The 20,810-nt window shown below is 70.8% G+C and carries 22 protein-coding genes, 4 tRNA genes, 4 pseudogenes and 1 other annotated feature; of the genes and pseudogenes, 9 read left to right on the plus strand and 21 right to left on the minus strand.

Annotated elements, in window-relative coordinates; translation table 11 throughout:
- Positions 1–103: 103 nt before the first annotated feature.
- Positions 104–652 (minus strand): hypothetical protein, encoded by a 549-nt coding sequence (locus ACQ86J_RS27735; RefSeq protein WP_431268080.1) that lies wholly within the window; start codon positions 650–652, stop codon positions 104–106.
- A 263-nt stretch (positions 653–915) separates the two neighbouring features.
- Here ACQ86J_RS27735 and ACQ86J_RS27740 point away from each other — a divergent pair, with 263 nt between their 5' ends.
- Complete coding sequence (locus ACQ86J_RS27740; RefSeq protein ID WP_431268081.1) at positions 916–2,331, plus strand: hypothetical protein; 1,416 nt, start codon at positions 916–918, stop codon at positions 2,329–2,331.
- Between the two features lie 385 nt (positions 2,332–2,716).
- Here ACQ86J_RS27740 and ACQ86J_RS27745 read toward each other — a convergent pair.
- Positions 2,717–2,860, minus strand: a pseudogene (locus tag ACQ86J_RS27745) (IS630 family transposase); the annotation flags it as partial.
- A gap of 51 nt (positions 2,861–2,911) precedes the next feature.
- Here ACQ86J_RS27745 and ACQ86J_RS27750 point away from each other — a divergent pair.
- Positions 2,912–4,142, plus strand: a pseudogene (locus tag ACQ86J_RS27750) (IS3 family transposase).
- Positions 3,197–3,313 (plus strand) — a sequence feature (AL1L pseudoknot). (Overlaps the previous pseudogene by 117 nt.)
- Here ACQ86J_RS27750 and ACQ86J_RS27755 read toward each other — a convergent pair.
- From ACQ86J_RS27755 to ACQ86J_RS27820, 14 genes and pseudogenes are all read right to left on the minus strand, one after another.
- Positions 4,106–4,492 carry an ATP-binding protein gene (locus tag ACQ86J_RS27755; RefSeq protein ID WP_431268082.1) on the minus strand — a complete coding sequence of 129 codons (387 nt, stop codon included), beginning with the start codon at positions 4,490–4,492 and terminating at the stop codon, positions 4,106–4,108. The pseudogene ACQ86J_RS27750 and the gene ACQ86J_RS27755 sit on opposite strands and share 37 nt — an antisense overlap.
- Before the next feature lie 77 nt (positions 4,493–4,569).
- Entirely contained in the window at positions 4,570–5,028 is a 459-nt protein-coding gene (locus ACQ86J_RS27760; RefSeq protein ID WP_431268083.1) for an ATP-binding protein, read from the minus strand.
- Positions 5,025–6,314 carry an IS21 family transposase gene (gene istA, locus ACQ86J_RS27765; protein ID WP_431268084.1) on the minus strand — a complete coding sequence of 430 codons (1,290 nt, stop codon included), beginning with the start codon at positions 6,312–6,314 and terminating at the stop codon, positions 5,025–5,027. Before istA ends, ACQ86J_RS27760 begins: the two co-directional genes overlap by 4 nt.
- A 171-nt stretch (positions 6,315–6,485) precedes the next feature.
- A pseudogene (locus ACQ86J_RS27770) lies at positions 6,486–6,788 on the minus strand (transposase); the annotation flags it as partial.
- Positions 6,785–6,946 (minus strand): hypothetical protein, encoded by a 162-nt coding sequence (locus tag ACQ86J_RS27775; RefSeq protein WP_431268085.1) that lies wholly within the window; start codon positions 6,944–6,946, stop codon positions 6,785–6,787. The gene ACQ86J_RS27775 and the pseudogene ACQ86J_RS27770, both read right to left, overlap by 4 nt.
- A complete protein-coding gene (locus ACQ86J_RS27780; protein ID WP_431268086.1) occupies positions 6,943–7,272 on the minus strand; it encodes a hypothetical protein in 330 nt (109 codons plus the stop codon). Before ACQ86J_RS27780 ends, ACQ86J_RS27775 begins: the two co-directional genes overlap by 4 nt.
- 342 nt (positions 7,273–7,614) lie before the next feature.
- Positions 7,615–7,686: transfer RNA gene (locus ACQ86J_RS27785), tRNA-Thr, on the minus strand.
- A gap of 10 nt (positions 7,687–7,696) precedes the next feature.
- Entirely contained in the window at positions 7,697–8,155 is a 459-nt protein-coding gene (locus ACQ86J_RS27790) for a hypothetical protein (protein WP_431268087.1), read from the minus strand.
- Positions 8,149–8,409 (minus strand): hypothetical protein, encoded by a 261-nt coding sequence (locus ACQ86J_RS27795; protein WP_431268088.1) that lies wholly within the window; start codon positions 8,407–8,409, stop codon positions 8,149–8,151. Before ACQ86J_RS27795 ends, ACQ86J_RS27790 begins: the two co-directional genes overlap by 7 nt.
- Positions 8,336–9,109 (minus strand): hypothetical protein, encoded by a 774-nt coding sequence (locus ACQ86J_RS27800; protein WP_431268089.1) that lies wholly within the window; start codon positions 9,107–9,109, stop codon positions 8,336–8,338. The genes ACQ86J_RS27795 and ACQ86J_RS27800 overlap by 74 nt, the downstream gene beginning before the upstream one ends.
- Before the next feature lie 319 nt (positions 9,110–9,428).
- Positions 9,429–9,656: a hypothetical protein gene (locus tag ACQ86J_RS27805; protein ID WP_431268090.1), complete on the minus strand. Its 228-nt coding sequence runs from the start codon at positions 9,654–9,656 to the stop codon at positions 9,429–9,431.
- 87 nt (positions 9,657–9,743) lie between these two features.
- Entirely contained in the window at positions 9,744–10,532 is a 789-nt protein-coding gene (locus ACQ86J_RS27810; RefSeq protein ID WP_431268091.1) for a hypothetical protein, read from the minus strand.
- A gap of 36 nt (positions 10,533–10,568) precedes the next feature.
- Positions 10,569–10,922, minus strand: coding sequence for a 23S rRNA (guanosine(2251)-2'-O)-methyltransferase RlmB (locus ACQ86J_RS27815; protein WP_431268092.1), 354 nt, complete (start codon positions 10,920–10,922; stop codon positions 10,569–10,571).
- Positions 10,922–11,269, minus strand: coding sequence for an RNA methyltransferase substrate-binding domain-containing protein (locus tag ACQ86J_RS27820; protein ID WP_431268093.1), 348 nt, complete (start codon positions 11,267–11,269; stop codon positions 10,922–10,924). Before ACQ86J_RS27820 ends, ACQ86J_RS27815 begins: the two co-directional genes overlap by 1 nt.
- A gap of 342 nt (positions 11,270–11,611) precedes the next feature.
- Here ACQ86J_RS27820 and ACQ86J_RS27825 point away from each other — a divergent pair.
- The 3 genes from ACQ86J_RS27825 (at position 11,612) to tuf (ending at position 13,144) form a co-directional block, all read left to right on the plus strand.
- Positions 11,612–11,694, plus strand: a tRNA-Tyr gene (locus tag ACQ86J_RS27825).
- A gap of 56 nt (positions 11,695–11,750) precedes the next feature.
- Positions 11,751–11,823: transfer RNA gene (locus ACQ86J_RS27830), tRNA-Gly, on the plus strand.
- 109 nt (positions 11,824–11,932) lie between these two features.
- Complete coding sequence (gene tuf / locus ACQ86J_RS27835) at positions 11,933–13,144, plus strand: elongation factor Tu (RefSeq protein ID WP_431268094.1); 1,212 nt, start codon at positions 11,933–11,935, stop codon at positions 13,142–13,144.
- A 64-nt stretch (positions 13,145–13,208) separates the two neighbouring features.
- On the opposite strand, the gene ACQ86J_RS27840 is transcribed toward tuf, so the two are convergent.
- Complete coding sequence (locus ACQ86J_RS27840; RefSeq protein WP_431268095.1) at positions 13,209–13,982, minus strand: hypothetical protein; 774 nt, start codon at positions 13,980–13,982, stop codon at positions 13,209–13,211.
- Positions 13,972–15,267, minus strand: a complete 1,296-nt coding sequence (locus tag ACQ86J_RS27845; RefSeq protein ID WP_431268096.1) for a hypothetical protein — start codon at positions 15,265–15,267, stop codon at positions 13,972–13,974. The genes ACQ86J_RS27840 and ACQ86J_RS27845 overlap by 11 nt, the downstream gene beginning before the upstream one ends.
- A 198-nt stretch (positions 15,268–15,465) precedes the next feature.
- Here ACQ86J_RS27845 and ACQ86J_RS27850 point away from each other — a divergent pair.
- From ACQ86J_RS27850 to ACQ86J_RS27865, 4 genes are all read left to right on the plus strand, one after another.
- Positions 15,466–15,542: transfer RNA gene (locus ACQ86J_RS27850), tRNA-Trp, on the plus strand.
- 175 nt (positions 15,543–15,717) lie between these two features.
- Positions 15,718–15,912 carry a preprotein translocase subunit SecE gene (gene secE / locus ACQ86J_RS27855; protein WP_133293165.1) on the plus strand — a complete coding sequence of 65 codons (195 nt, stop codon included), beginning with the start codon at positions 15,718–15,720 and terminating at the stop codon, positions 15,910–15,912.
- A gap of 13 nt (positions 15,913–15,925) precedes the next feature.
- Entirely contained in the window at positions 15,926–16,459 is a 534-nt protein-coding gene (nusG, locus tag ACQ86J_RS27860) for a transcription termination/antitermination protein NusG (RefSeq protein ID WP_133293164.1), read from the plus strand.
- A gap of 164 nt (positions 16,460–16,623) precedes the next feature.
- Positions 16,624–17,613, plus strand: a complete 990-nt coding sequence (locus ACQ86J_RS27865; protein WP_431268097.1) for a Bug family tripartite tricarboxylate transporter substrate binding protein — start codon at positions 16,624–16,626, stop codon at positions 17,611–17,613.
- Here the strand turns inward: ACQ86J_RS27865 and ACQ86J_RS27870 are convergent, their stop codons facing one another.
- From ACQ86J_RS27870 to ACQ86J_RS27880, 3 genes and pseudogenes are all read right to left on the minus strand, one after another.
- A complete protein-coding gene (locus tag ACQ86J_RS27870) occupies positions 17,614–18,501 on the minus strand; it encodes an efflux RND transporter periplasmic adaptor subunit (RefSeq protein WP_431268098.1) in 888 nt (295 codons plus the stop codon).
- A complete protein-coding gene (locus ACQ86J_RS27875) occupies positions 18,498–18,707 on the minus strand; it encodes a DUF1656 domain-containing protein (protein ID WP_431268099.1) in 210 nt (69 codons plus the stop codon). The genes ACQ86J_RS27870 and ACQ86J_RS27875 overlap by 4 nt, the downstream gene beginning before the upstream one ends.
- Positions 18,704–20,664, minus strand: a pseudogene (locus ACQ86J_RS27880) (FUSC family protein). Before ACQ86J_RS27880 ends, ACQ86J_RS27875 begins: the two are co-directional and overlap by 4 nt.
- Between the last annotated feature and the right edge of the window lie 146 nt (positions 20,665–20,810).

The following is a 20,810-nucleotide window of genomic DNA, read 5'->3' on the forward strand; positions in this document are numbered from 1 at the left end:
TCCCACAACGGGACAACGTGATCGCCGTGGTTGTGGACGGCGTGACGCCAGCTACGGCGGAACGTGCGGCGGCAGCCCTCGCGGCGGAGCTCCGACATACCTCTCACGGCGTGCAGAGGCGTGGCACGGCCGGATGCGGAGGAGGTCCTCCCGTCGCAGCGCCCTGCTCTTCCCCGAGACGGACCAGGTGCGCAAGGCGACGGAGCAGGTCGTTGCGGCGCAGCCGATGCTGGGCACGCTTGCCGCCGATCCCAGCCTGCGTGGTGTCGCCCAGGCCTTGAGGCTGCTGGCCGATGGCATCGTCCGCGGAGAGCCGATCACGCAGGAGGCTCAGCTTGGCAACGCCCTGGGGGCGATCGGCGACCCCGCCGAGGCCGCTGTTGCCGGGCGCGTTGCGCCGCTGGATTGGGCAAGACTGTTTACCGGGGAGGCGCCGCATCCGCTGGCGCTGCGCCGCTTTGTCCTGGTGCAGCCGATGCTCGACTATACGAGCCTCGCCCCGGCATCCATCGCTTCGACGACAATCCGAGACGCCGTGGCGAAACTCGGCCTTCAGGCGGAATACGGCGTGCGCGTGCGCCTGGACCGGCAGTCCCGTCATCCGCGACGAGGAATTCTCGACCGTCTTCGGCGGAGCGATCTCGGAAAACATCCTCTCCCTGCTGTCGGTGGCGGGCCTGCTCTGGCTCGGGCTGCGATCGATGCGACTAATCCTGCCGATGCTGGGCGTCTTGGTCCTTGGATTAGTGATCACGGCTGCCTTCGGAAGCGCGTTCATCGGCGCCTACAACCCGCTCTCGATCGCCTTCGCGGTGCTGTTCATCGGGCTCGCGGTGGATTTCGCCATCCAGTACTCGGTCTGCCTTCGGGAGCAGCGGCATCGCTTGCGCAGCGAGCCGCTCCCGCTCCGCCCTGGTGACGGCCGCCGCGGTGGCGGGGCCAGGTATCGGACTTGCCGCGCTCGCGCTCTGCGGCGGCTTTCTTGCCTTTCTGCCAACGGATTATCGCGGGCTGTCGGAACTCGGCATCATCGCTTCTGCAGGTATGGGGATCGGCGTGGTCATCAGCCTGACGACCCTGCCTGCATGGCTGGCCTTCACCCGCCCGCGCGAGGAAGAGCAGCCTGTAGGCTATGCGTCGCTTGCGCCGCTCGACCGTGCCCTGACGCGCAATGCGCGTCGGGTCGTAGTGGCGGCGGGACTGCTCGCCTTGGTCTGCGCGGCCTTCCTGCCCTTCTTGCGCTTCGACACCAATCCGCTGAACCTGCGCGATCCGACGACCGAGGCGGTATCCACCTTCCGTGACCTGATGCGGGATCCGGAAACGACCCCGAACACGATTCAGGTCCTCGCCTCGGACCTCGACCTCGCGCGGGTCCTGGCAGCGCGGATCGATGGTCTGCCGGAGGTCTCGGGCACTCGGACACTCGCTGATTTCGTGCCGCGGGACCAGGACGCCAAATTGGCGCTGATCCGCGACACGGCCGAACTGCTAGGGCCAAGCCTCGAGCCGCCGGACGTCGTGCCTCCGCCCGATGATGCGGAAATTGTCCGCGCGCTCGCCTTGACCTCTGGCGCGCTCCTCAAGGCTGCCGCCGCCAAGCAGGCAGGACCCGCCCTGGCGACAGCAGCCAGGAATCTTGGCGCTGCGCTACGTAGCCTTTCCCAAGGACCACCAGCAGCACGCGAGAGACTGCGCGTGGCGTTGGTGCCTGGTCTGGTCACCACGCTCGACGGATTGCGGCTGGCCCTCGACGCTCGCCCGGTAACTGTCGCAGACCTGCCGGATTCACTCCGGCGCGACTGGATGACAGCGGATGGCCGGGCCAGGGTTGAGGTGCGACCACGCGATCTCTCAGACGGTGCAGACGGCATGGCTCGCTTCGCCAGGGCCGTCCTTGCCGTTGCGCCTGCCGCGACCGGTCCCGCGATCTCGGTCCAGGCCAGCGCACATACCATCGGGACTGCGTTCCTGTGGGCCGGGGGCATCGCCTCTCTGCTGACGGCGCTGTTGCTGGTGGTGGCATTGCGGTCCTGGCGCTTGGCGATGCTGGCCCTCGCGCCGCTTGCCCTGGCGGGACTCCTGACACTTGCCACATGCGTGGCGGCTGGGATTGCCCTCAATTTAGCCAATATAATCGCCTTGCCTTTGCTTTTCGCTCAGGGCGTGGCGTTTGACGATTTACTACGTCATGGCTTGGCGAGCCGGGGAGCGGGAGCTGTTGCCCTCCGCCCTGACGCGCGCAGTGCTTTACAGTGCGCTGACCAATGGTACGGCATTCTGGAGCGCTGGCGTTCTCTGCGCATCCCGGAACCGCAAGCATGGGCGTGATGCTGACATTGAGTCTGCTTTATGCTCTGGCGGCAGTGATTCTGATTCTGCCCGCGTTGTTGAAGCTGCTTGGAAGTCCGGGTCATGACGACGCGCGGCTCATCGCGGCGAAGGATCGACCTTAAACCGCCAAGTTAATCTTTACGTTCTACCAATTTTCGGACAAGTTTGTTGCTTCGAGGGGAGCCCTGCCGTTGAAGAAGTCGGACCCCACCGACGAGGCGGTGGCATCTGCCCTGGAGCACGCTGAACTTGGCACACCTGTAGCCGAGGTCTGCCGAACGATGCCGATCGTTCGCAGCCTTCCCTCTTCCCCGCCGCCCCTACGGTCATGCTCATGTCCTTGGCAAAGGTGCCAATGTTCTGATTCTGTAGTTCCGCCGATCTGTCGTGTGCGGAGGTAGAAGCGCTGGACGGCTGCGAGTATGTCGTCGGCGGATTTGGTCCAGCGGAAAGGCTTTGGGTCGGCATTGTGGGCATCGATGAAGGCGCGGATGTCGGCCGCTAGTTGTACGGTGGAACGGTGGACGTGAACCGTCCCGGGTTTGCCGGAGGCCTCAATCGTTGAGAGGATGGGGCAATGACCAAGAAGACGTCGAACCGCTATTCGCCTGAAGTCCGGCAGCGTGCGGTGCGGATGGTGCTGGACCATGGGGGCGACCACGCCTCTCAGTGGGCCGCGATTGGGTCGATCGCGGCCAAGATCGGCTGCACGGCCGAGGCGCTGCGGAAGTGGGTGCGGCAGGCCGAGCGCGATGCGGGCCAGAGGTCCGGAGCGTCGACGGAGGAGCGAGAGCGCATCAAGGGGCTGGAGCGCGAGGTCCGCGAAGCTGCGGCAGGCCAATGAGATCCTACGCAAGGCTTCGGCGTATTTTGCGATGGCGGAGCTCGACCGCCGGTCGAAGCCATGATCACCTTCATCGACGATCACCGCGAGGTCTACGGTGTCGAGCCGATCTGCAGGATGCTGCGGATCGCTCCGTCGACCTACCATGCCCATGTCGCGCAGCGTGCTGATCCGACGCGGGCCTCGCCTCGAGCTCGGCAGGACCTGGTGCTCATGGCGCAGATCCGGCGGGTGCATGCGGCCAACTTCGGGGTCTACGGCGCCCGCAAGGTCTGGCGGCAGTTAGGCCGGGATGGCACCGCGATAGCCCGCTGCACGGTGGAACGCCTGATGCGGCGGATGGGGCTCTGTGGCGTTGTCCGCGGCAAAGAGACCAGGACCACGATCGCCGACAAGGCCTCGCCTTGCCCAGCGGACAAGGTGAACCGCCAGTTCCGGGCGCCGCACCCGAACGCCCTATGGGTGTCGGATTTCACCTACGTGGCGATCTGGCAGGGCTTCGTTTATGTGGCCTTCGTCATCGATGTGTTCGCCCGCCGCATCGTCGGCTGGCGGGTGTCGAGGACGGCACATGCGGACTTCGTCCTCGATGCCCTTGAGCAGGCGCTGCACGACCGCCGGCCGCTGAAGGGCGGGCTCATTCATCACAGCGACAGGGGCAGCCAATACGTTGCGATCCGCTACACCGAGCGCCTGCTCGAGGCCGGTATCTGAACCCTCCGTCGGCAGCGTCGGCGACAGCTACGACAACGCGCTCGCCGAGACCGTCATCGGCCTGTTCAAGGCCGAGGTGATCCGCCGACGCGGCCCGTGGCACAACCTGGAGGCCGTCGAGTACGCCACCCTCGAGTGGGTGGACTGGTTCAACCACCGCCGTCTCCTCGAGCCGATCGGCAACATCCCGCCCGCCGAGGCCGAGGCGCGTTACTATGCCCGCCAGCAGGAGATTGCGGTGGCGGCCTGACTCAAGCTCATCGGCCTCCGGCAAACCCGGGACGGTTCAGTGAGGTCGCCGGTTCGGAGCTTGGGTGGCCTGCCGCGCCGCCGTGGTGCCGGCTCGGCCGAGGCCATGGGCCGGGCTGAGCCGGTGTCTGGCAGCAGGTCGGCGTGGCGGCGCAGGCGGTAGCTGGCGCCCTCGATGCGGACGACGATGGCGTGGTGGAGGAGCCGGTCGAGCAGCGCGGTGGCGACGACGGTGTCGCCGAACACCTCGCCCCATTCGGCAAAGCCGCGGTTGGAGGTGAGGATCATGGCGCCGCGTTCGTAGCGGGCGTTCACCAGTTGAAAGAACAGGTTGCCGCCGCCGGCGACCACCCGGCAGGTAGCCGATCTCGTCGACGACGAGGAGCTGCGGCCGGCAGAGAAACCGGATCCGCTCCCGCAGGGTACCCTCACGCTCGGCCTTGGCGAGCGAGGCCGATGAGCTCGGCGAGGGTAGTGAAGTAGACGCTGCGTCCGGCCTGGACGGCCTCGACGGCGAGGGCGATGGCCAGGTGGGTCTTGCCGCAGCCGGGCTGGCCGAGGAAATGGACGACCTCGTGGCGGCTGATGAAGTCGAGCCCGGCCAGGGTGAGGATGCGGTTGCGGTCGAGCGAGGGTTGGAACGCGAAGTCGAACCCGGCCAGCGTCTTGATGGTGAGCAGCCGGCCCATCTTGAGGGCGGCCTTGACCCGGCGGCCCTCGCGCAGGCTGAGTTCCTCGTCGAGCAGGCTGTCGATCGCCTCGAGGGCAGAGATCTCGCCGCGCTCGAGCTGGCGCAGCAGGTGCTCCAGCACTTCGAGGGCGCGTGGCATGCGGAGGCCGACCAGGTGGCGGCGGATGCGGTCGAGGGTGGCCGGCGCGGCGGTCATCGCGCTGGCTCCGCGGCGGCGAGCCTGCGGCCGACGGCCTCGTAGATGGCCAGCGACCTGGGTGTCACGCCGGCGGGCGGTCCTGGCGGCGCTGTGGCTCCATGCCGAGGCGTGGTGCTGTTGTGCGGTGGCGGCAGGCTGCGATGGCCCTCGGCAATGCGGCGCCGGCCGCGGCCCTCGAGCACGGGGTGGACGGCGATGAGCCGGCCGTCCTCGAGGATCCGGACCTCGGCAGCGGTGACCTGCACCTCGACGGGACGGCGGCGGGTGCCGTCTGGGACGGAGTAGAGGTTGCCGCCGACCGAGACCATGCCCTCGTGAGAGATCCGCCGCTCGAGGCGGAGGACGGCGTTGAACGGCCCGGCCGGCAGCGCCTTGAGGGCAGGCCGCTCCTCGGCGAAGTGCTCGATGACGACGCGCCCGGTGGTGCCGTGCAGGCGGCGGTTGGCGACCTGGTCGAGCCACTGGGTGAACTGGGCGTTCAGATCACCGAGGTTGCGAAAGGCTCTGGCCAGGAAGAAGTCCTCGCGGACATAGCGGAACGGCCTCTCGACCTTGCCCTTGGTCTTGGCGCGGTAGGGGCGGCAGGCCCTGGGCAGGTAGCCGTAGTGGCCTGCCAGGGCGAGGAGCTTGTCGTTGTAGACGATGCCGCGCGCGTCGACCTCGCCGAGGACCGCGGTGCGCATCCGGTCGTAAAGGATCTGCTCGGGCACGCCTCCGAACGCCTCGAAGACGGCGACGTGGCAGCGCAGCACGGTGGCGAGGTCCTGCTGGGCGACGAAGCGGGCCCACATCATGCGGCTGTGGCCGAGCACCAGGGAGAACAGCCAGACGATGCGCTCGGCACCGGGCTCGTCCTCGAAGCGGACTTTGAAGTGGGCGAAGTCGACCTGCGCCTGGCGCCCTGGCGGGGTCTCGAAGCGCCGCTCGAAGGCGGGAGCGGCCGGCGGCCGGATCGTGCGCAGGAAGTCGGTCACGGTGGAGTAGCCGCCGGCAAAGCCGAGGTCGCGGACCTCGCGCCATAGTCGCCGGCCGGTCAGGTCAGGAAACTGGCCGATGCGCTCGCGGAGGAAGGCCTCGAACGGGCCGAGCGGCGACGGGGTCGGCTCACGCGGCTTGTAGGCTGGTGGCTCCAGGCCGCGTGCGATGTAGGTGCGGATGGTCTTGCGGTCGCGGCCGGTGCGGCGGGCGATGGCCGAGACGGTCAGGCCTTGCCGGGCGAGGTCCAGGATCATGACGAGCTTCCAAGGGTGACCACCGGTTGCTCCCACGATACCGGAGGGCATCCTGGGGCATGGCCGGCGCTGCCCGTGTGCCCGGGGCGCGCCCCCGGGCACGGGCAGTCGCGCTGGACTGGGGATTTTCAGCCAGCACTTCCAGGGAGGATTCACCCAGCCGCTACACCTGGCCTTCAGCTTGGACCAGGCCAGCTCAATCGGGTTCAGGTCCGGCAAGTAGGCCGGCAGGTCGCGATGAGCGAGACCGGCGCGCCGGAGTGCGGGCCGGACCGACGCGGCCCGATGCGGGGCGAGGTCGTCCATGGCGACCAACGCCTCGGGGCGGCTGTGCAGGGCCGGGATCAGCACCTGTTGGACGAATGCCAAGAAGATGTCTGTGCTGGTGTCAGCCGCGACGGCCATGACCGCGACCATGCCGTCGCGGGCGATGGCGTCGAGGATGGTCAGCCGCCGCCAGTGCCCGCCTGGAACACGACCTAGCGCACGCTGGCCCTGCGATGCCCGCGCATGGCTGCGGGTCAGGCGGGTGTCGAGCCCGCTTCGTCGAGGAAGACGAGGTGGTCGGGATCGACCTGGCCCATGACCTCATCGCGCCAGGCGTCCCGGGCGACGACGATGTCGGGATTGAGGTATTGCCTCAAACCCTGCTCGCTCGCGCGCAGGGTCTCCTTTTTCGTCACAGGCCGGCACGCCGCAGCGCCCGGCAGATCACCGGCGTGCTGAACCACCAGCCGATCCGCTCGGCCAGCCTGCCCGCGTATTCGGCCAGCGTTGCATCCGCTCGCTCAGCCACCAGGGCCGCCAACACGCCCAGATCCGCCCCGCCCAGCGGAGGCTGACCGCCGCGGCGGCGCAGCGGGGCGTGGCGGCTCTCCCGCGCCTGCCGCAGCCAGTTGTTCACCGTGCCGACCGCTACCTCGAACCGCTCGGCCAGGACACGCTGGCTACCCTCGCGCCGCTCATGCGTCCCCAGCACGCGCTCTCGCAGGTCTGCCGATAGCGCCAAGGCTTCAACCCCCCAAAAGCCACCAACAACCCAGACTTCGTATTAGCCGTTCAGGTCGCTGAGAAATCCGCTCAAGCCGATCGGGGGGCGCCTATTTTAGGAAGTCAGGCGCATCCAGCAGATAACCGCGACAGGCGCAAAGCGGACATTAGGCCGACAAGTCTGCCGACCTCACTCCTGCTAAACGTTACCTGTATTCGGGTACCAAGGGTTCGGATTAAGCCACCCCTAGCGGCGACAACCCGCGGCCGATCCCGTCCAACTTGAGACTTCTCGGGCAGCCTATTGGAGTTTCTGTCTGGTCAATGTCCGGTCAGGATAGCCGGTCCCCTGCTAAATGACTGCCGGGTGAGGGGATCGAACCCCCGACCTTCGGTTTACAAAACCGCTGCACTACCGCTGTGCTAACCCGGCCTGGCCTGCCTCATACCGCGCGGCCGCTGGCCGGTCCATCGCGGGCTCTGCGTGGCACTCGATCGCCCGGCGCGGCCGCAGCGCCGCCACGCCAGCCATCACCGCCATCACGGTCACCGGCCAGGTAATGCGGCTCTGGTAGCGGCCATGCACGGCGGAGAGTGCGCCGGCCAGGAAGGCATTGCCCAGCACTAGGGCCAGAGCCAGGGCGGCAGTCGCCAGCAGCGGCCCCTCGCCGCGCCCGCCAGGCCAGCGCCGCGATCCCGGCCAGCGCCAGCAGCGCGGCCCAGAACAGCGCCTTCTGCACCTTGTCCTGCAGCCGTCGATAGGCGCCCAGCCGGGGATCCGCGGTGGTGGCCAGGCTTTCCGCCGCCAGCCGGTCCGCCGGCGCGCCCATCTGCCCGACCAGCTCGCCGAAGCTGCGCGGCGGCGGCTCGGCCAGTTGCGGGTCGATCGACAGCGTCACCAACTGGCGGGCGAAATCGCCAGGCTGCGCGCCGCCTGCTCGGCCGGATGCTCGCGCAGCACACGGCCGGTGATCTCCCGCGCCTCGGCCAGGAAGCGGTCGCGCTCGGCCCAGTGGCGCAGCCAAGGGGCGTCCTGCTTCCAGAGGAAGTCATCCGAGTTGACCCGCCAGAATCTGGGCTGATCACAGAGCAGCCAGCCCGAGCCGGCTGGACAGTCCTTCTCCAGCACCAGCGCCGCGGTGCCGTCGCCGACCATCCGCGCCAGCATGAAGAGCGGGGAAGCTCTCCGACAGCACCGCCTTCCTGCCGAAAGCCAGGTTGGTGCCCACCAGCCCGCCCGCGGCCAGCGCCAGCGCCGCCAGCGCCAACCCGGCCCGCCGCCAGCGCAGCGGATCGCGGCCGCGCTCGATCGCCCAGCGCAGGCCGAGCCCGACCAAAGCCCCACCGGCGGCCAGCGGCAGGTGGGTCAGATGGCTGCCAATCAGAAAGACGCCGAGCAGGGCGAAGCCGGCGGCGCGCCAGGGCCGCCGCAGCCAGTCCCCGCCCGCCACAAGCAGGCCAAGCCAGAGCGCGAGGCAGCCGGTCAGCACGTCCGGCATGATCTGGCTGGCGAACCAGGGCGCGGCGGAGGCGAGCAGCGCGGCCGCCAAGCCCAGCCGCGCCCAGGCCGGCGGCGCCGGCCCGGCCAGCGCCCGCAGCAGCGCTTCCGCCAGCAGCACCACCAGCAGGCCCTGGGCGAGGGGCAGCAGCAGCACGGTGACGGGATGCGCGAAGGGCAGCAACGCAAGGCTGTAGGGCGCCGGCCGCAGGAAGAAGGGGTTGCCCGAGAGCGGCACGACCGGGGCTGCCTCGGGCGGCGCGGTGGCGGATTTCGGCGCAACCTCCCCGCCACCAAAATGCGACGGCATGTAGCCGCGATACTGCCCCGCATCGGTCGAGAGCCGACCGCGCGCCAATTCCCTGCACGAAGGCAAAGGGCTTCCGCAGGTAATGCGCGCTGTCGTCGAAGAGCAGCGGGAAGCCGTTCACCAGCGCCGGTAGGCAGAGCAGCAGCGCGAGCAGGCCGGGCAGCAACCGGCGGGACAGACCAGGCATGGGGCGCATCGGCGAGGAATCCTCCGGAGCGCGCGCGGGCGGTGCCCCGATCCCTCGCCAAGCGGGGCCTCGTGCGCGACGGGCAGCATCATCCGGAGGGAGCGATGCGGCCACAACCGTTGCGGGGGCCCGATCCGTTCATCATCGCGTGCCCTCGCGCGATTGCGTCCGCCGCCGTGGTCACGCCTGGCCAACCGTACCGAAGACGTCCTGATTGCTCGCCCGGATCACCGCGGCGAAGAGGCGGAGCGCATCCGGTCCGCCCCGATCGGCCAGCGTCCCCTGGTCCATCTCCGCCGCCAGCACCTCGGCGTGGTCGGCCAGCGTCTCGGCGGCGCGGCGCAAGGCCTCCCGCGCCAGGGCGAGCTGGTGGTCATCGGAAAGCTTGCTCCAGGTGGCGTGCGGCATGGGGTTTCCATTCCGGCGCGCCATCCTGGCGGCATCATCGGCTGCGGCCGCCCCGGCGGACGGCCCGCCCCTTATCGCCGTGGCGAGTTAACGCCGCCCTTCGGCCGGGATCAGGTGAAGCGCAGCCTCGCCTGGCCGAGCGGACCGAAATCGGCGACCACGGCCCCGGGGCCCTCCAGCCAGATCGGCGGGGTGACGGAGCCGAGCCAGACCACCTGGCCCGCCCGCAACCCGCCGAAGACCCGCGCCGCGCCGGAGGATGCCAGCCAAGCCAGCGCCGCCATCGGATGGCCCAGCAGGTCGCGGCCATGGCCGGACCCCACCACCTTGCCGCCGACATGGAAGGTGCCCTGCACCGCGCCGAGATCGAGCCCGCGCCAGCCGGCCGCCGGCGCACCGAGCACGCCCGCCGCGTGGAAGACCTGGTCGGCGATCAGGGTCGGGGTACCGAGCTTCGGCCAAGTCGCCGTAGCGCCGCTCGACGATCTCGATCGCCGGGAAGACCTCGGCCACCGCCGCCGCGGCGTCCTCCCGCGCGGTCGGCCCAGCGGGCAGGTCGCGGCCGAGCCGGACGCCGATCTCGCACTCGACCCCGGGATTGAGGAAATCGGCGAAGCGGAACTCGGCGCCGTCTGTATGCAGGCTGGCCTGCGGGACGAAGCCGGCGGCCGGACCCGTCAGGCCGAGATAGTCCTGCATCTGCTGCGTCGTCGCACCGATCTTGAATCCGGCCGGCGGCACCGCGCCCATGGCTTCCGCCACCGCCCGCTGCAGCGCGTAGCCGGCCTCCGGGTCCGCCGGTGCCGCGGCGCCGAGCGGGGCAAGGATGCGCTTTGCCCGGCGGGCGGCGAGGATTGCGTCGGCGGCGGCGTTCACGAGGTGTTGCTCCCTTTTCCCTGGTGGCATCCGGCCTCAGCCCCGCGCCAGCTCGTAGAGCGCCACGGCGGCGGCGGCGGAGACGTTCAGGCTTTCCATCTCCGGTGCGATCGGCAATCGCGCCAGCTTGTCGCAATGCTCGCGGGTCAGCCGCCGCATGCCCTCGCCCTCGGCGCCCAGCACCAGCGCCACGCGGCGGCCGCCGAGCCCGGCCTGGGCCAGGGTCACCGGCGCGTCGCCGGCCAGCCCGACCACCCAGAGCCCGGCCTTCTTCAGGTAGTCCAGCGCCCTGGCCAGGTTCACCTCCCGCACCACCGGCACGATCTCGAGCGCGCCGGAAGCGGCGCGGGCGAGCGCCCCGGTTTCCGGCGGGGCGTGGCGGTCCTGCATCACCAGCGCCGGCGGCGCTGAAGGCGGCGGCCGAGCGCAGGATGGCGCCGACATTGCGCGGGTCGGTTACCTGGTCGAGCACCAGCACCGGGCCATGGCCGTGTTCCAGCGCGCGCTCGAGCGGCAGGTCGGGCAGCGGGCTCGGCCAGCAGGGCGGCGCCCTGGTGCACCGAATCCTCCGGCAGGAAGCTGGCGATATGGGCGCGCTCCACCCGCTCCGGCGCGATCCGCCAAGGCTTCGGCAATTGGGCGGCGATCGCCGCCTCGGCATCCTCGGTCAGCAGCAGGCGCTTCAGCCGCCGCGCCGGGTTGGCCAGGGCCGCGACGACGGGATGCAGCCCGTGCATCCAGACCCCGCTGGCTGCGGCGCAGGGCCGCGGCCAGTCCCGCGCGGGCCGGTGCGGTCAGGCCCGCCGCGGCGGCCGCCGGTTGCGGCGGCGGGCGGCAGCGCAGGCGCGCCGCTGCGTTGCATGGAAGGACTGGCGCTGCGCGGCATGGGGATTGCCGCTTCGCGGCGGGCCTCGGCGCATGGGTGCACAAAGCGCGGCGCAGCGCCGATGTCCAGTGAGCGGGTCCGCCTGGGCGGAAAGCGCAGCCGTGCGCGAAACTGCCATCGCCCCCACGTTGACAGGGCATGATGAAACCGGATAACCCGCGCCACCCGCTGCCTGGGACATGCGCAGGACTGCGGAGGGGTGCCCGAGTGGCTAAAGGGGACGGACTGTAAATCCGTTGGCTTGCGCCTACGTTGGTTCGAATCCAACCCCCTCCATATTCCCTCCTGCGGCGCCGGCCAAGCCGGCGTTCTCCGGCCGGGGTGCGTTGGGCGCGGGTGTAGCTCAATGGTAGAGCCCCAGCCTTCCAAGCTGGTTGTGCGGGTTCGATCCCGTCACCCGCTCCAGCGCCCCGCCCGGCGCCCGGCGCGCGGGCCTGACGGGTTTCGGGGTGGTCAACGACGCCCTTCGGCCGATGGTCGGTCGCGCGGGCCATTAGGGTAGCGGAGCCGGATCATGGCGAAGGCGAAATTCGAGCGGACGAAGCCGCACTGCAACATTGGGACGATTGGTCACGTTGACCACGGGAAGACGTCGCTGACGGCGGCGATCACCAAGGTCCTGGCTGAGACGGGCGGTGCGACCTTCACGGCCTATGACCAGATCGACAAGGCGCCGGAGGAGAAGGCGCGTGGGATCACGATCTCGACCGCGCATGTCGAGTACGAGACCACGAACCGGCACTACGCGCATGTGGACTGCCCGGGCCACGCCGACTACGTGAAGAACATGATCACGGGCGCGGCGCAGATGGACGGCGCGATCCTGGTGGTCTCGGCGGCGGACGGGCCGATGCCGCAGACGCGCGAGCACATCCTGCTGGCGCGCCAGGTCGGCGTGCCGGCGCTGGTGGTGTTCCTGAACAAGATGGACCTGGCCGATCCGGACCTGGTGGAGCTGGTGGAGATGGAGGTGCGCGAGCTGCTCTCCTCCTACAACTTCCCCGGCGACGACATCCCGATCATCAAGGGCTCGGCCAAGGTGGCGCTGGATGACGGCGACGCGGCGGTCGGCAAGAACTCGATCCTCGAGCTGATGGCGGCGGTGGATGCCTACATCCCGCAGCCGGAGCGTCCGCTGGACCGCGCCTTCCTGATGCCGATCGAGGACGTGTTCTCGATCTCCGGCCGCGGCACGGTGGTGACCGGGCGCGTCGAGACCGGCGTGGTGAAGGTGGGCGAGGAAGTCGAGATCGTCGGCCTGAAGGACACGGTGAAGTCGGTGGTGACCGGCGTCGAGATGTTCCGCAAGCTGCTGGACCAGGGCCAGGCCGGTGACAATGTCGGCGTGCTGCTGCGCGGCATCAAGCGCGAGGACGTGGAGCGCGGCCAGGTGCTGGCGAAGCCCGGCTCGATCAGCCCGCACACCGGCTTCAAGGCCGAGGCCTACATCCTGACGAAGGAAGAGGGCGGCCGGCACACGCCGTTCTTCACCAACTACCGGCCGCAGTTCTACTTCCGGACCACGGACGTGACCGGGATCGTGAAGCTGCCGGAAGGCGTCGAGATGGTGATGCCGGGCGACAACGTGGCGATGGATGTCGAGCTGATCGCGCCGATCGCCATGGACCAGGGCCTGCGCTTCGCTATCCGCGAGGGTGGCCGGACGGTCGGCGCCGGCGTCGTCGCCGCGATCACCGCCGACAAGCCGGCCGCGGCCAAGAAGTAAACGTCTCGATCTTCGCGGCAGGCAGGGGCGGGTCGCGCATGCGGCCCGCCCTTTTTCTTGGCGCTCAGCGAAGGCCGATCTGCACGCTGCCCGCGCCGCCGGCGCGGAACCAGGCTTCCCAGGTCGCCTGGACGCGGCGGCGGATGTCCTGCGGCAGCGGCGGCCGGCCCGGCGCGTCGCTGCGGCCGAAGCCGATCACCCGCACCTCGGCGCGCGGCAGCCGCGCTCCCACATGCGCCTCCGCCAGCCGCTGCAGCACCTCGGCTGCCGGCATCCGGCGGATCGCCTGCCCGGGCAGCAGCGAGGAGGCCTCGAGCAGGTCGGAGAACATCAGGAACTGCCGCACCGGGGCATAATGGTTGGCCTCGACCAGCCGCGTCGCCTCGGCGACGGAGCGGAAGAGGTCCGAGGCCGCCGCCTCCTCCGGCTGCTTCAGCAGCGCGACCAGCCGGGCCAGGAATTCCGCCTCGAAGGCCTGGAAGTCCGCCCGGGCGAGCACCGGACGGCAGGTCGAGGTCAGCCGGCCGAGCAGCCCGACCTCCGGGCAGCCGGGCCGGCAGGCGTCGAAGACCAGCTTCAGCTCGGTATAGGCCCGGCCGGCAGCGGCGACGACCAGCCGCTCGCCCGGCTCCTGCCGGCGGAAGAAGCTGTCCACCGTCCGCACCAGGATGTCCCGGTCCACCTCGTCGTAGCGGGTGCTGCGGTCGACCAGCAGCAGCGAGGTGGCGCTGCCGAGCGCGCAGTAGTCGGTCTCGGCCGCGGCGGCCGGGCGCGCGCCGGCCAGCGTTGCCAGCAGCAGCGCCGCCGCGGCGAGGCCGGCGGCAAGGTCACGCCGCATGCGCCACCGCGCCGAAGCCCGGCAGTTCGGCGGCGATCGCCTCGACCGCCGGGACCGCCGGCGGGCCGCCGCCGGGCGCGCCGGCCTGGAAGCCCTCGGCGAAGACGTCGCAGCGTCGCCTTATCGTGCGCGCGACCGCCTGCCGCAGGGTGTCGGCATGCTCGCGCAGTGTGCGCTCCTGGTTGCCGAGGGCGACGAGGCGCGCCCGCACCTCGGCCATCTCGCCCTCGATCGCGCGGCGCGCGGTCTCGTAGCGGCTGGTCTCCTCCCGCATCGCCGCGGCATGCCGCTTCTCGACCCGGGCGAAGGCGCGCTCGGTCCGGCCGGCATCGCGCACCGCCTTCTCGTAGTCCGGGTGCGGGTCGTGCCGGAGATAGGAGGCGACGACGCCGAAGGTGAAGACCAGCAGGTTCACCGCGATGAAGGCATAGTCGCTGATGCCGAGCGGCAGGCTGGCGATCGCCGTGACCGCCTCGTGCGGCGTGCCGGCCAGCGCGTCCTGCAGGCGCTGGGCGAAGCCCTCGTTCTCGCTGGCGGCCAGGCGCATGAAGACCTGCCGCATCAAGGCCAGCGCGTAGATGCCGGCGAAGACGACGCCGAGCATGGCCGCGAGCGCGCCGCCGCGCGCCGCCACCTGGGCGAGGCGCGGCCGTTCCGGCCAGCGCCGCAGCAGCATGCCGACGACATGGGCGAAGGCCATCAGCAGCCCGCCCACCGCCGCCGCCAGCACCAGCGAGACGATCGGCTCCTCGCGGAAGGTCAGCTCGAAGGCCGCGCGGTTGACCGGCACCTCGGCCAGGGCGAGGGCTGACATCATGGCGGGGTAGAGCCGGCCGAAATGGGTCCGCAGCGGGCGGTACTGCACCGCGCCGCGGATCGTCCGGAGCGCCGTCTGGGCCGCCTCGGCGCGGGCGGCGAGGTCGCGGTAGGGACCGGAGTCCGGCCCGTTCTCGCGCTTCAGCGCGGCGGTCGCCTCGTCGTGCCGCCGCTGGTTGGCGAGGCTCCGCTCGACCAGGGTGACGTTCAGCTCGTGCTCGTTCGCCTGGCGCTCCTGGTCCTGCCGGTCGAGCAGCCGGCGGCACTCGGCATGCAGGCGGTCGAGGTCGCCGGCGCCCTCGTCGGTCAGCCGGCGGCGGAAGCGGGCCAGGCCGGCGGCGCCGTCGCTTCCCTCCCGCGCCGCCTGCAGGCCCTGGTTATGGTCGCTCTGGGCGGCGGCGGCATCGGCGGTCATCCAGCGGGGCGGGAGTTGCGGCAGAGCGGCGCGGTTGGAGAAGCCGGCATTCATTCGGAAAGGGGTCCGCGAATCATCGTATACGATTCCCGATTCCCGCAGCGCGGGCAATGCACCGCGCCGGCATTGGCGATCTCCCGCGCCGGCATCAGCGAAACCCCTCGCCGGCATCGGCGACCCGCACCTCGCCTCTCGACAGTGCTCGCCCCCTGACCTATAGGCGTCGCCGCGTCGCGGCCCTGCCCGGCGTGAAGGGGCGTAGCTCGATTGGCTAGAGCGCCGGTCTCCAAAACCGGAGGTTGGGGGTTCGAGACCCTCCGCCCCTGCCACTTCCCCGGCGCCGCCGGGGCCGCTAGTCTCCGGTGTCCTGCCGCCGAGGTTCGCCCGCGAACATCGGCGGTCAGCAGGCCACCCGGCATATCCTGTGGGTGGCGCCTTTCCCGGGCTTCCGGGACGGGCGACCGCCCGCGAAGCGTTCACCGCAGCCTGGAAGGGTTCGAGGCGTTGGCCAGACTGGATCCCGCGCAGTATGTCCGGGACGTGCGGACGGAGGTGGCGAAGGTCACCTGGCCGAGCCGCAAGGAGACCCTGATCACCACCGGCCTCGTGCTGGCGATGTCGGCGCTCGCGGCCGTCTTCTTCCTGGTCGTCGACCAGGTGATCGCGCTCGGGATGCGCAGCCTGTTCGGGATGGGGTGAGGGGAACGGATCGATGGCCAAGCGCTGGTACGTGGTGCACGTCTACTCGGGCTTCGAGAAGAAGATCGCCCAGCAGATCAAGGAACAGGCGGCCCAGAAGGGTCTCGGCGAGCAGTTCGACGAGATCCTGGTCCCCTCCGAGGAGGTGACCGAGGTCCGCCGCGGCCAGAAGGTGAACTCCGAACGCAAGTTCTTCCCCGGCTACGTGCTGGTGAAGATGGAGATGTCGGACGAGGCCTGGCACCTGGTGAAGGACACGCCGAAGGTCACCGGCTTCCTCGGCAACAAGAACAAGCCGAGCCCGATCACCGAGTCCGAGGCCCAGCGCATCGTCAACCAGGTGAAGGAAGGCGTGGACAAGCCGCGCAAGCCTGCCGTGGTTTTCGAGGTGGGCGAGCAGGTCCGCGTCGCCGATGGCCCCTTCACCAGCTTCCTCGGCTCGGTCGAGGAGGTCGACGAGGAGCGCGGCCGGGTCAAGGTCAGCGTCTCGATCTTCGGCCGCTCCACCCCTGTCGAACTCGAATACACCCAGGTCGAGAAGGTCTGACGCGGACTGGCGGCCGCAGGGCCGCCGGTCCGTCACGCCAGCGCGGGATTGCGCCCGCCGGCCGCTGCGCCCGGCGAGCAGGTCTGCGCTCCCGGACGTTCACCCCATCACGCAATCTGCTCTAGGCTTTCCCCGGCGAGGAAACGCAGGGGACGGATAGGCCCATGGCAACGACGAGGCGCGCGGCACTGGCTGCCGCGGCGATGCTGGCGGGGCAGCGGGTGCTGCCCGCCTCGGCCGAGGGCTTTCCCAACCGTACCCTGACCTGGGTGGTGCCTGGCGGTCCCGGCAGTGTGCTGGACGTCGCCGCCCGGCTGATTGCCCTGAAACTGGCGGCGCGGCTCGGCCAGAGCGTGGTGGTGGACAACCGGCTCGGCGCCGGCGGCACCGCGGCGGCGGAGGTCGCGGCCCGTGCCGCGCCGGACGGCCATACCTTCTTCTTCGGCAATTTCGCCACCTTCGCCATAGCGCCGCTGCTGATCCCGAACATCCGCTACGACGCGCAGCGCGACTTCCTGCCGGTGCACGGCATCGGCGCCTCGGCCAATATTGCCGTCACCGGCATGGGCCGGCCCTGGAAGACGATCCCCGAGCTGATCGCCCAGGCCCGGGCCCATCCCGGCCGCTTCACCTATGCGGCCAGCATCGGCTCGGGCCAGCATGCCGCCGCGGCGCTCTTCATCGAAAGGGCGCAGGTCGAGATGACGCTCATCCCCTACAACAATTTCGGCCAGGCGCTGAACGATCTCGCGGCGGAGCGGGTCGACCTGTATTTCGACTATCCGCTCAGCAGCCTGCCTTACGTGCGCGACAATCGGCTGCGGGCCCTCGCGGTGAACGCCGGGGAGCGCCTGGCGATCGCGCCGGAAATCCCGACCCTGGCCGAGGCCGGGCTGCCGGGGGCCGAGCTGCTCGGCTGGTCCGGCATCTATGTCCCGGCGCGGACGCCGCCGGCGGTGGTGGCGCGGCTGGCGGAGGCGATCCGCGCCGCGCTGCACGAGCCCGAGGTGCGGGCGCTGTTCGACAATACCGGCACCATTCTCTGGGACGATGTCGACGCGGCCGCGCTGGCCAGGGCGCTGGAGGAGGAGATTCCCCGGATGCGGCACCTGATCGGCCGCACCATCCCGGCCGCGGTTCCCCGGCCGGGCTGATCAGCGCGCCGCGCTGCGGGTGGCCTCGCCCGGCAGCAGCGTCACCGTCGCGGTCCGGCCGGACAGCAGCCGCAGCCCCTCCGGCACCCGGTCGATGGCGATCCGCACCGGCACCCGCTGCGCCAGCCGCACCCAGCTGAAGGTCGGATTGACATTGGCCAGCAGGTTGTCGCCGGCGCCGCGCTCGCGGTCGGTGATGCCTGCGGCGATGCTCTCGACATGGCCCTCGATCGTCCCGGCCTCGCCCATCACCCGGATGGTGGCGCGGTCGCCGGGGCGGATCCGCGGCAGCTTGGTCTCCTCGAAATACCCGGCGATGTGGAAGCTGTCGGAATCGACCAGCGCCAGCGCCGCCCGCCCGGCCGAGAGATAGTCACCGGGGCGGAGCTCGAGATTGGTGACGAAGCCGTTGACCGGCGCCCGCACCTCCGAGCGCTGCAGGTTCAGCCGGGCGATGTCGCGCTCCACCATGGCTTGGCGCCAAGCGGCCTCGGCCACCTCGGCGTCGGTCACTGCCTGTTCCTGCCGCTGGATGGAGACCGCGCTCTGGTCCAGCCGTGTGTAGCGCTGCTGGTCGCGCTGCGCCTGCAGCAGGGAGGCATGCCGGCTGCTCAGCACCGCCTCGGCCTGCTGCAGCGCGAGGGCGAAGCGGTCGGGGTCGATGCGGAACAGCACCTCGCCGCGGCGGACATCCTGGTTGTCGCGCACCAGCACCGCCTGCACCAGGCCGGAGACATCGGGGGCAATGCCCACCACCTCGGCCCGTATGCGGCCATCGCGGGTCCAGGGCTCGTCCATGTAGACGCGCCAGAGCTGCCAGCCGACGAGACCGGCCAGCAGCAGGACCAGCAGCGTCACGCCGATGCGGACGGATTGGGACAGGCTCATGCGAGGATCCGGGTGCCGATGGCAGCGACGATGCCGAGGAGGATGACGAAGAGCGCGAGGTCGAAGAGCGGCCGGTGCCAGATCAATCGATAAAGGCCGAACCGCTGCAGCAGCCGCCGCAGCAGCGCATTGGCCAGTAGCGCCAGTGCCGCCCAGGCCAGCAGCGCCGGGACGAAGACGCCGTGCAGGTCGAGCTCGCCGATCATGCCGCCTGCTCCAGCCGTGGCGGGTGCACCGGCGGTGACGCGGCGGGGAAGAGCGCGCGGCGCAGGCCGGACAGCGCCAGCGCGGCGGCCCGCGCCGCGGCTTCCCGCCCCGGCATGGTGGCGCCCAGCGCGGCATCCAGTCGGGCCAGCACCGCATCCGGCGCGGCCTGGCCGCGGGCCTGGGCGGCGACCCCGGCCAGCGCCGCCTCCACTGCCCTGGCCGCGGCGGGCGGCAGGTGCGGCGCCGCCTCCCGCAGCCGGGCCACGTTTACTGCGGCGCGCAGCTCGGCCAGCTCGGTCACGTCGAGTGTTTCGGCATCGGCCGAGCCGATCCGGCCGGCGAGGAATTCGAAGCGGTCCAGCATGGCCGCGACGCTGCGGCGAAGGTCGGCTTGGCGGCCCTCGGTCAGCCGCGCCAGGTCGCGCCGGTCGGCTGCGACTAGCCGGCGCAGCCGCCAGTCGATGCCGAAGGCGCGGACCAGCCGGGTGCTGACCAAGCCGGCGGCGAAGCCCGCGAGCAGTGCCAGCGCGCCGTTCACATAGGCCGCGACTTCGGCCGCGTAGACCTCCTGCAGGGAGATCAGCGCAACGGTGTTGACCATCACCGGCAGCGCCATGCCGATCCGAGTCGGCTGCGCATGCAGCGCGCCGAAGGGCAGGTAAAGCACGGCCAGGGCGAAGGCGAGCAGCGGGAAGCCATCGATCGCCGGCAGCACGGCGAACAGGTAGATCGCCGCCAGCACGACCGAGAGCGCGGTCCAGCCGAGGAACTTGGCGATCGCCGGCGCCGGGTCGTCCAGCTGGGCGAACATGGCGGTGGCGACCGCGGCCATCATCGTCGCGGTGCCGCCCTCGGGCCAGCCGGTCGCAACCCAGGCCAGGTCGCAGGCGAGGATCGCCAGCACCGAGGCAAGGCCGGTCAGCCCGACCAGCAGCGGGTCGGTATGGCCGCTGGTCACCGGCGCCGCGGCCTCCCGCGGGGCGGCCGCCAGCGCCCCTGCGCCGGGCTCAAAGGCCAGTGCCAGGGACCAGGTCTCGACCAGCTCGCGCAGCCGGGCCAGCAGCCCTTCGCGCAGCAGGGTGGGCCAGTTGCTGCCGGCCGCGGCGGCCTCACGCTCGGCGGCCCGCAGCCGATCGAGCAGGGCCGGGGCCGCGGCCCGGGCTGCGGTCCGGCGGTCGGGATCGGCGGTCGCCGCTAGCCAGGCGGCGGCTTCCTGCAGCAGGGGGCGAGCGCCGCCTGCGCCGCAGGCGCATCCTGCCGCAGCGCCCGAGCCCGGTCGGCCACCGCCGAGATCATCGCCGGCACCGCCCGCGACCGGGCCCTGAGCGCCCGCACCCAGGCGAGGCCGGCACGGTGCTGCGCCGCTTCGTAGCGGGTCTCCTCGAACAGCGTATCGAGCGCGGCGCCGTCGCGGGCAACGCGACGGCGGTCGGCGACGAAGCGGCCCTCCTCCATCCGGCCCAAGAGCGCATCGGCGCCGAACCGGGCCATGCTGCCGATCCAGGCTTCCAGCCGGGCCAGCAGCACGGGCGTGGCGGGGCGCGGGAAGACCTGGTCGGCCAGGGTGGCGCAGAGGATGCCGAGGCCGATCTCCTCGACCCGCGCCAGGGCCGTGTCGAAGATCGCGCCCGGCGCATCGACGCTGGGGAAGGCGATCAGCGCGGCGGTGAAGCCGGCCAGGCGAAAGGCGTAGCTGCGCGGCGTCGGGTCATGCAGCGAGCCCATGGTGCAGCCTGCGACCCACAGCGCAAGGACCAGGGCCAGCAGCGGCGGCGCATCCACCAGGTTCGGCACAGTGGCGACGGCGAAGGCGCCGCCCGCCAGAGTACCGAGCAAGCGGGCCAGCGCCTTGGCCCGGAGCGCGCCCGAGAGCGGCTGGATGACGATGTAGACCGTGCCGACCGCCCAATAGGGCCGCGGCAGGTCGAGCCAGAGCGCGAGCCAGAGCGCCAGCATCGCCGCCGCGAAGGAGCGGGCGGAAAACAGCCAGTCCCGCCAGCCGGGTAGGGTCGCAAGCACGCAGCACAGCCTCCGCCGCGCAGGGCGGCCGCAACGTTGACGCCCGGGCTGCGGGAAGGATGCATCGCAGCAGGGCGAGCGTC

It is taken from the genome of Dankookia sp. P2 (assembly GCF_050632255.1).
In the GTDB taxonomy this organism is placed as follows: domain Bacteria; phylum Pseudomonadota; class Alphaproteobacteria; order Acetobacterales; family Acetobacteraceae; genus Paracraurococcus.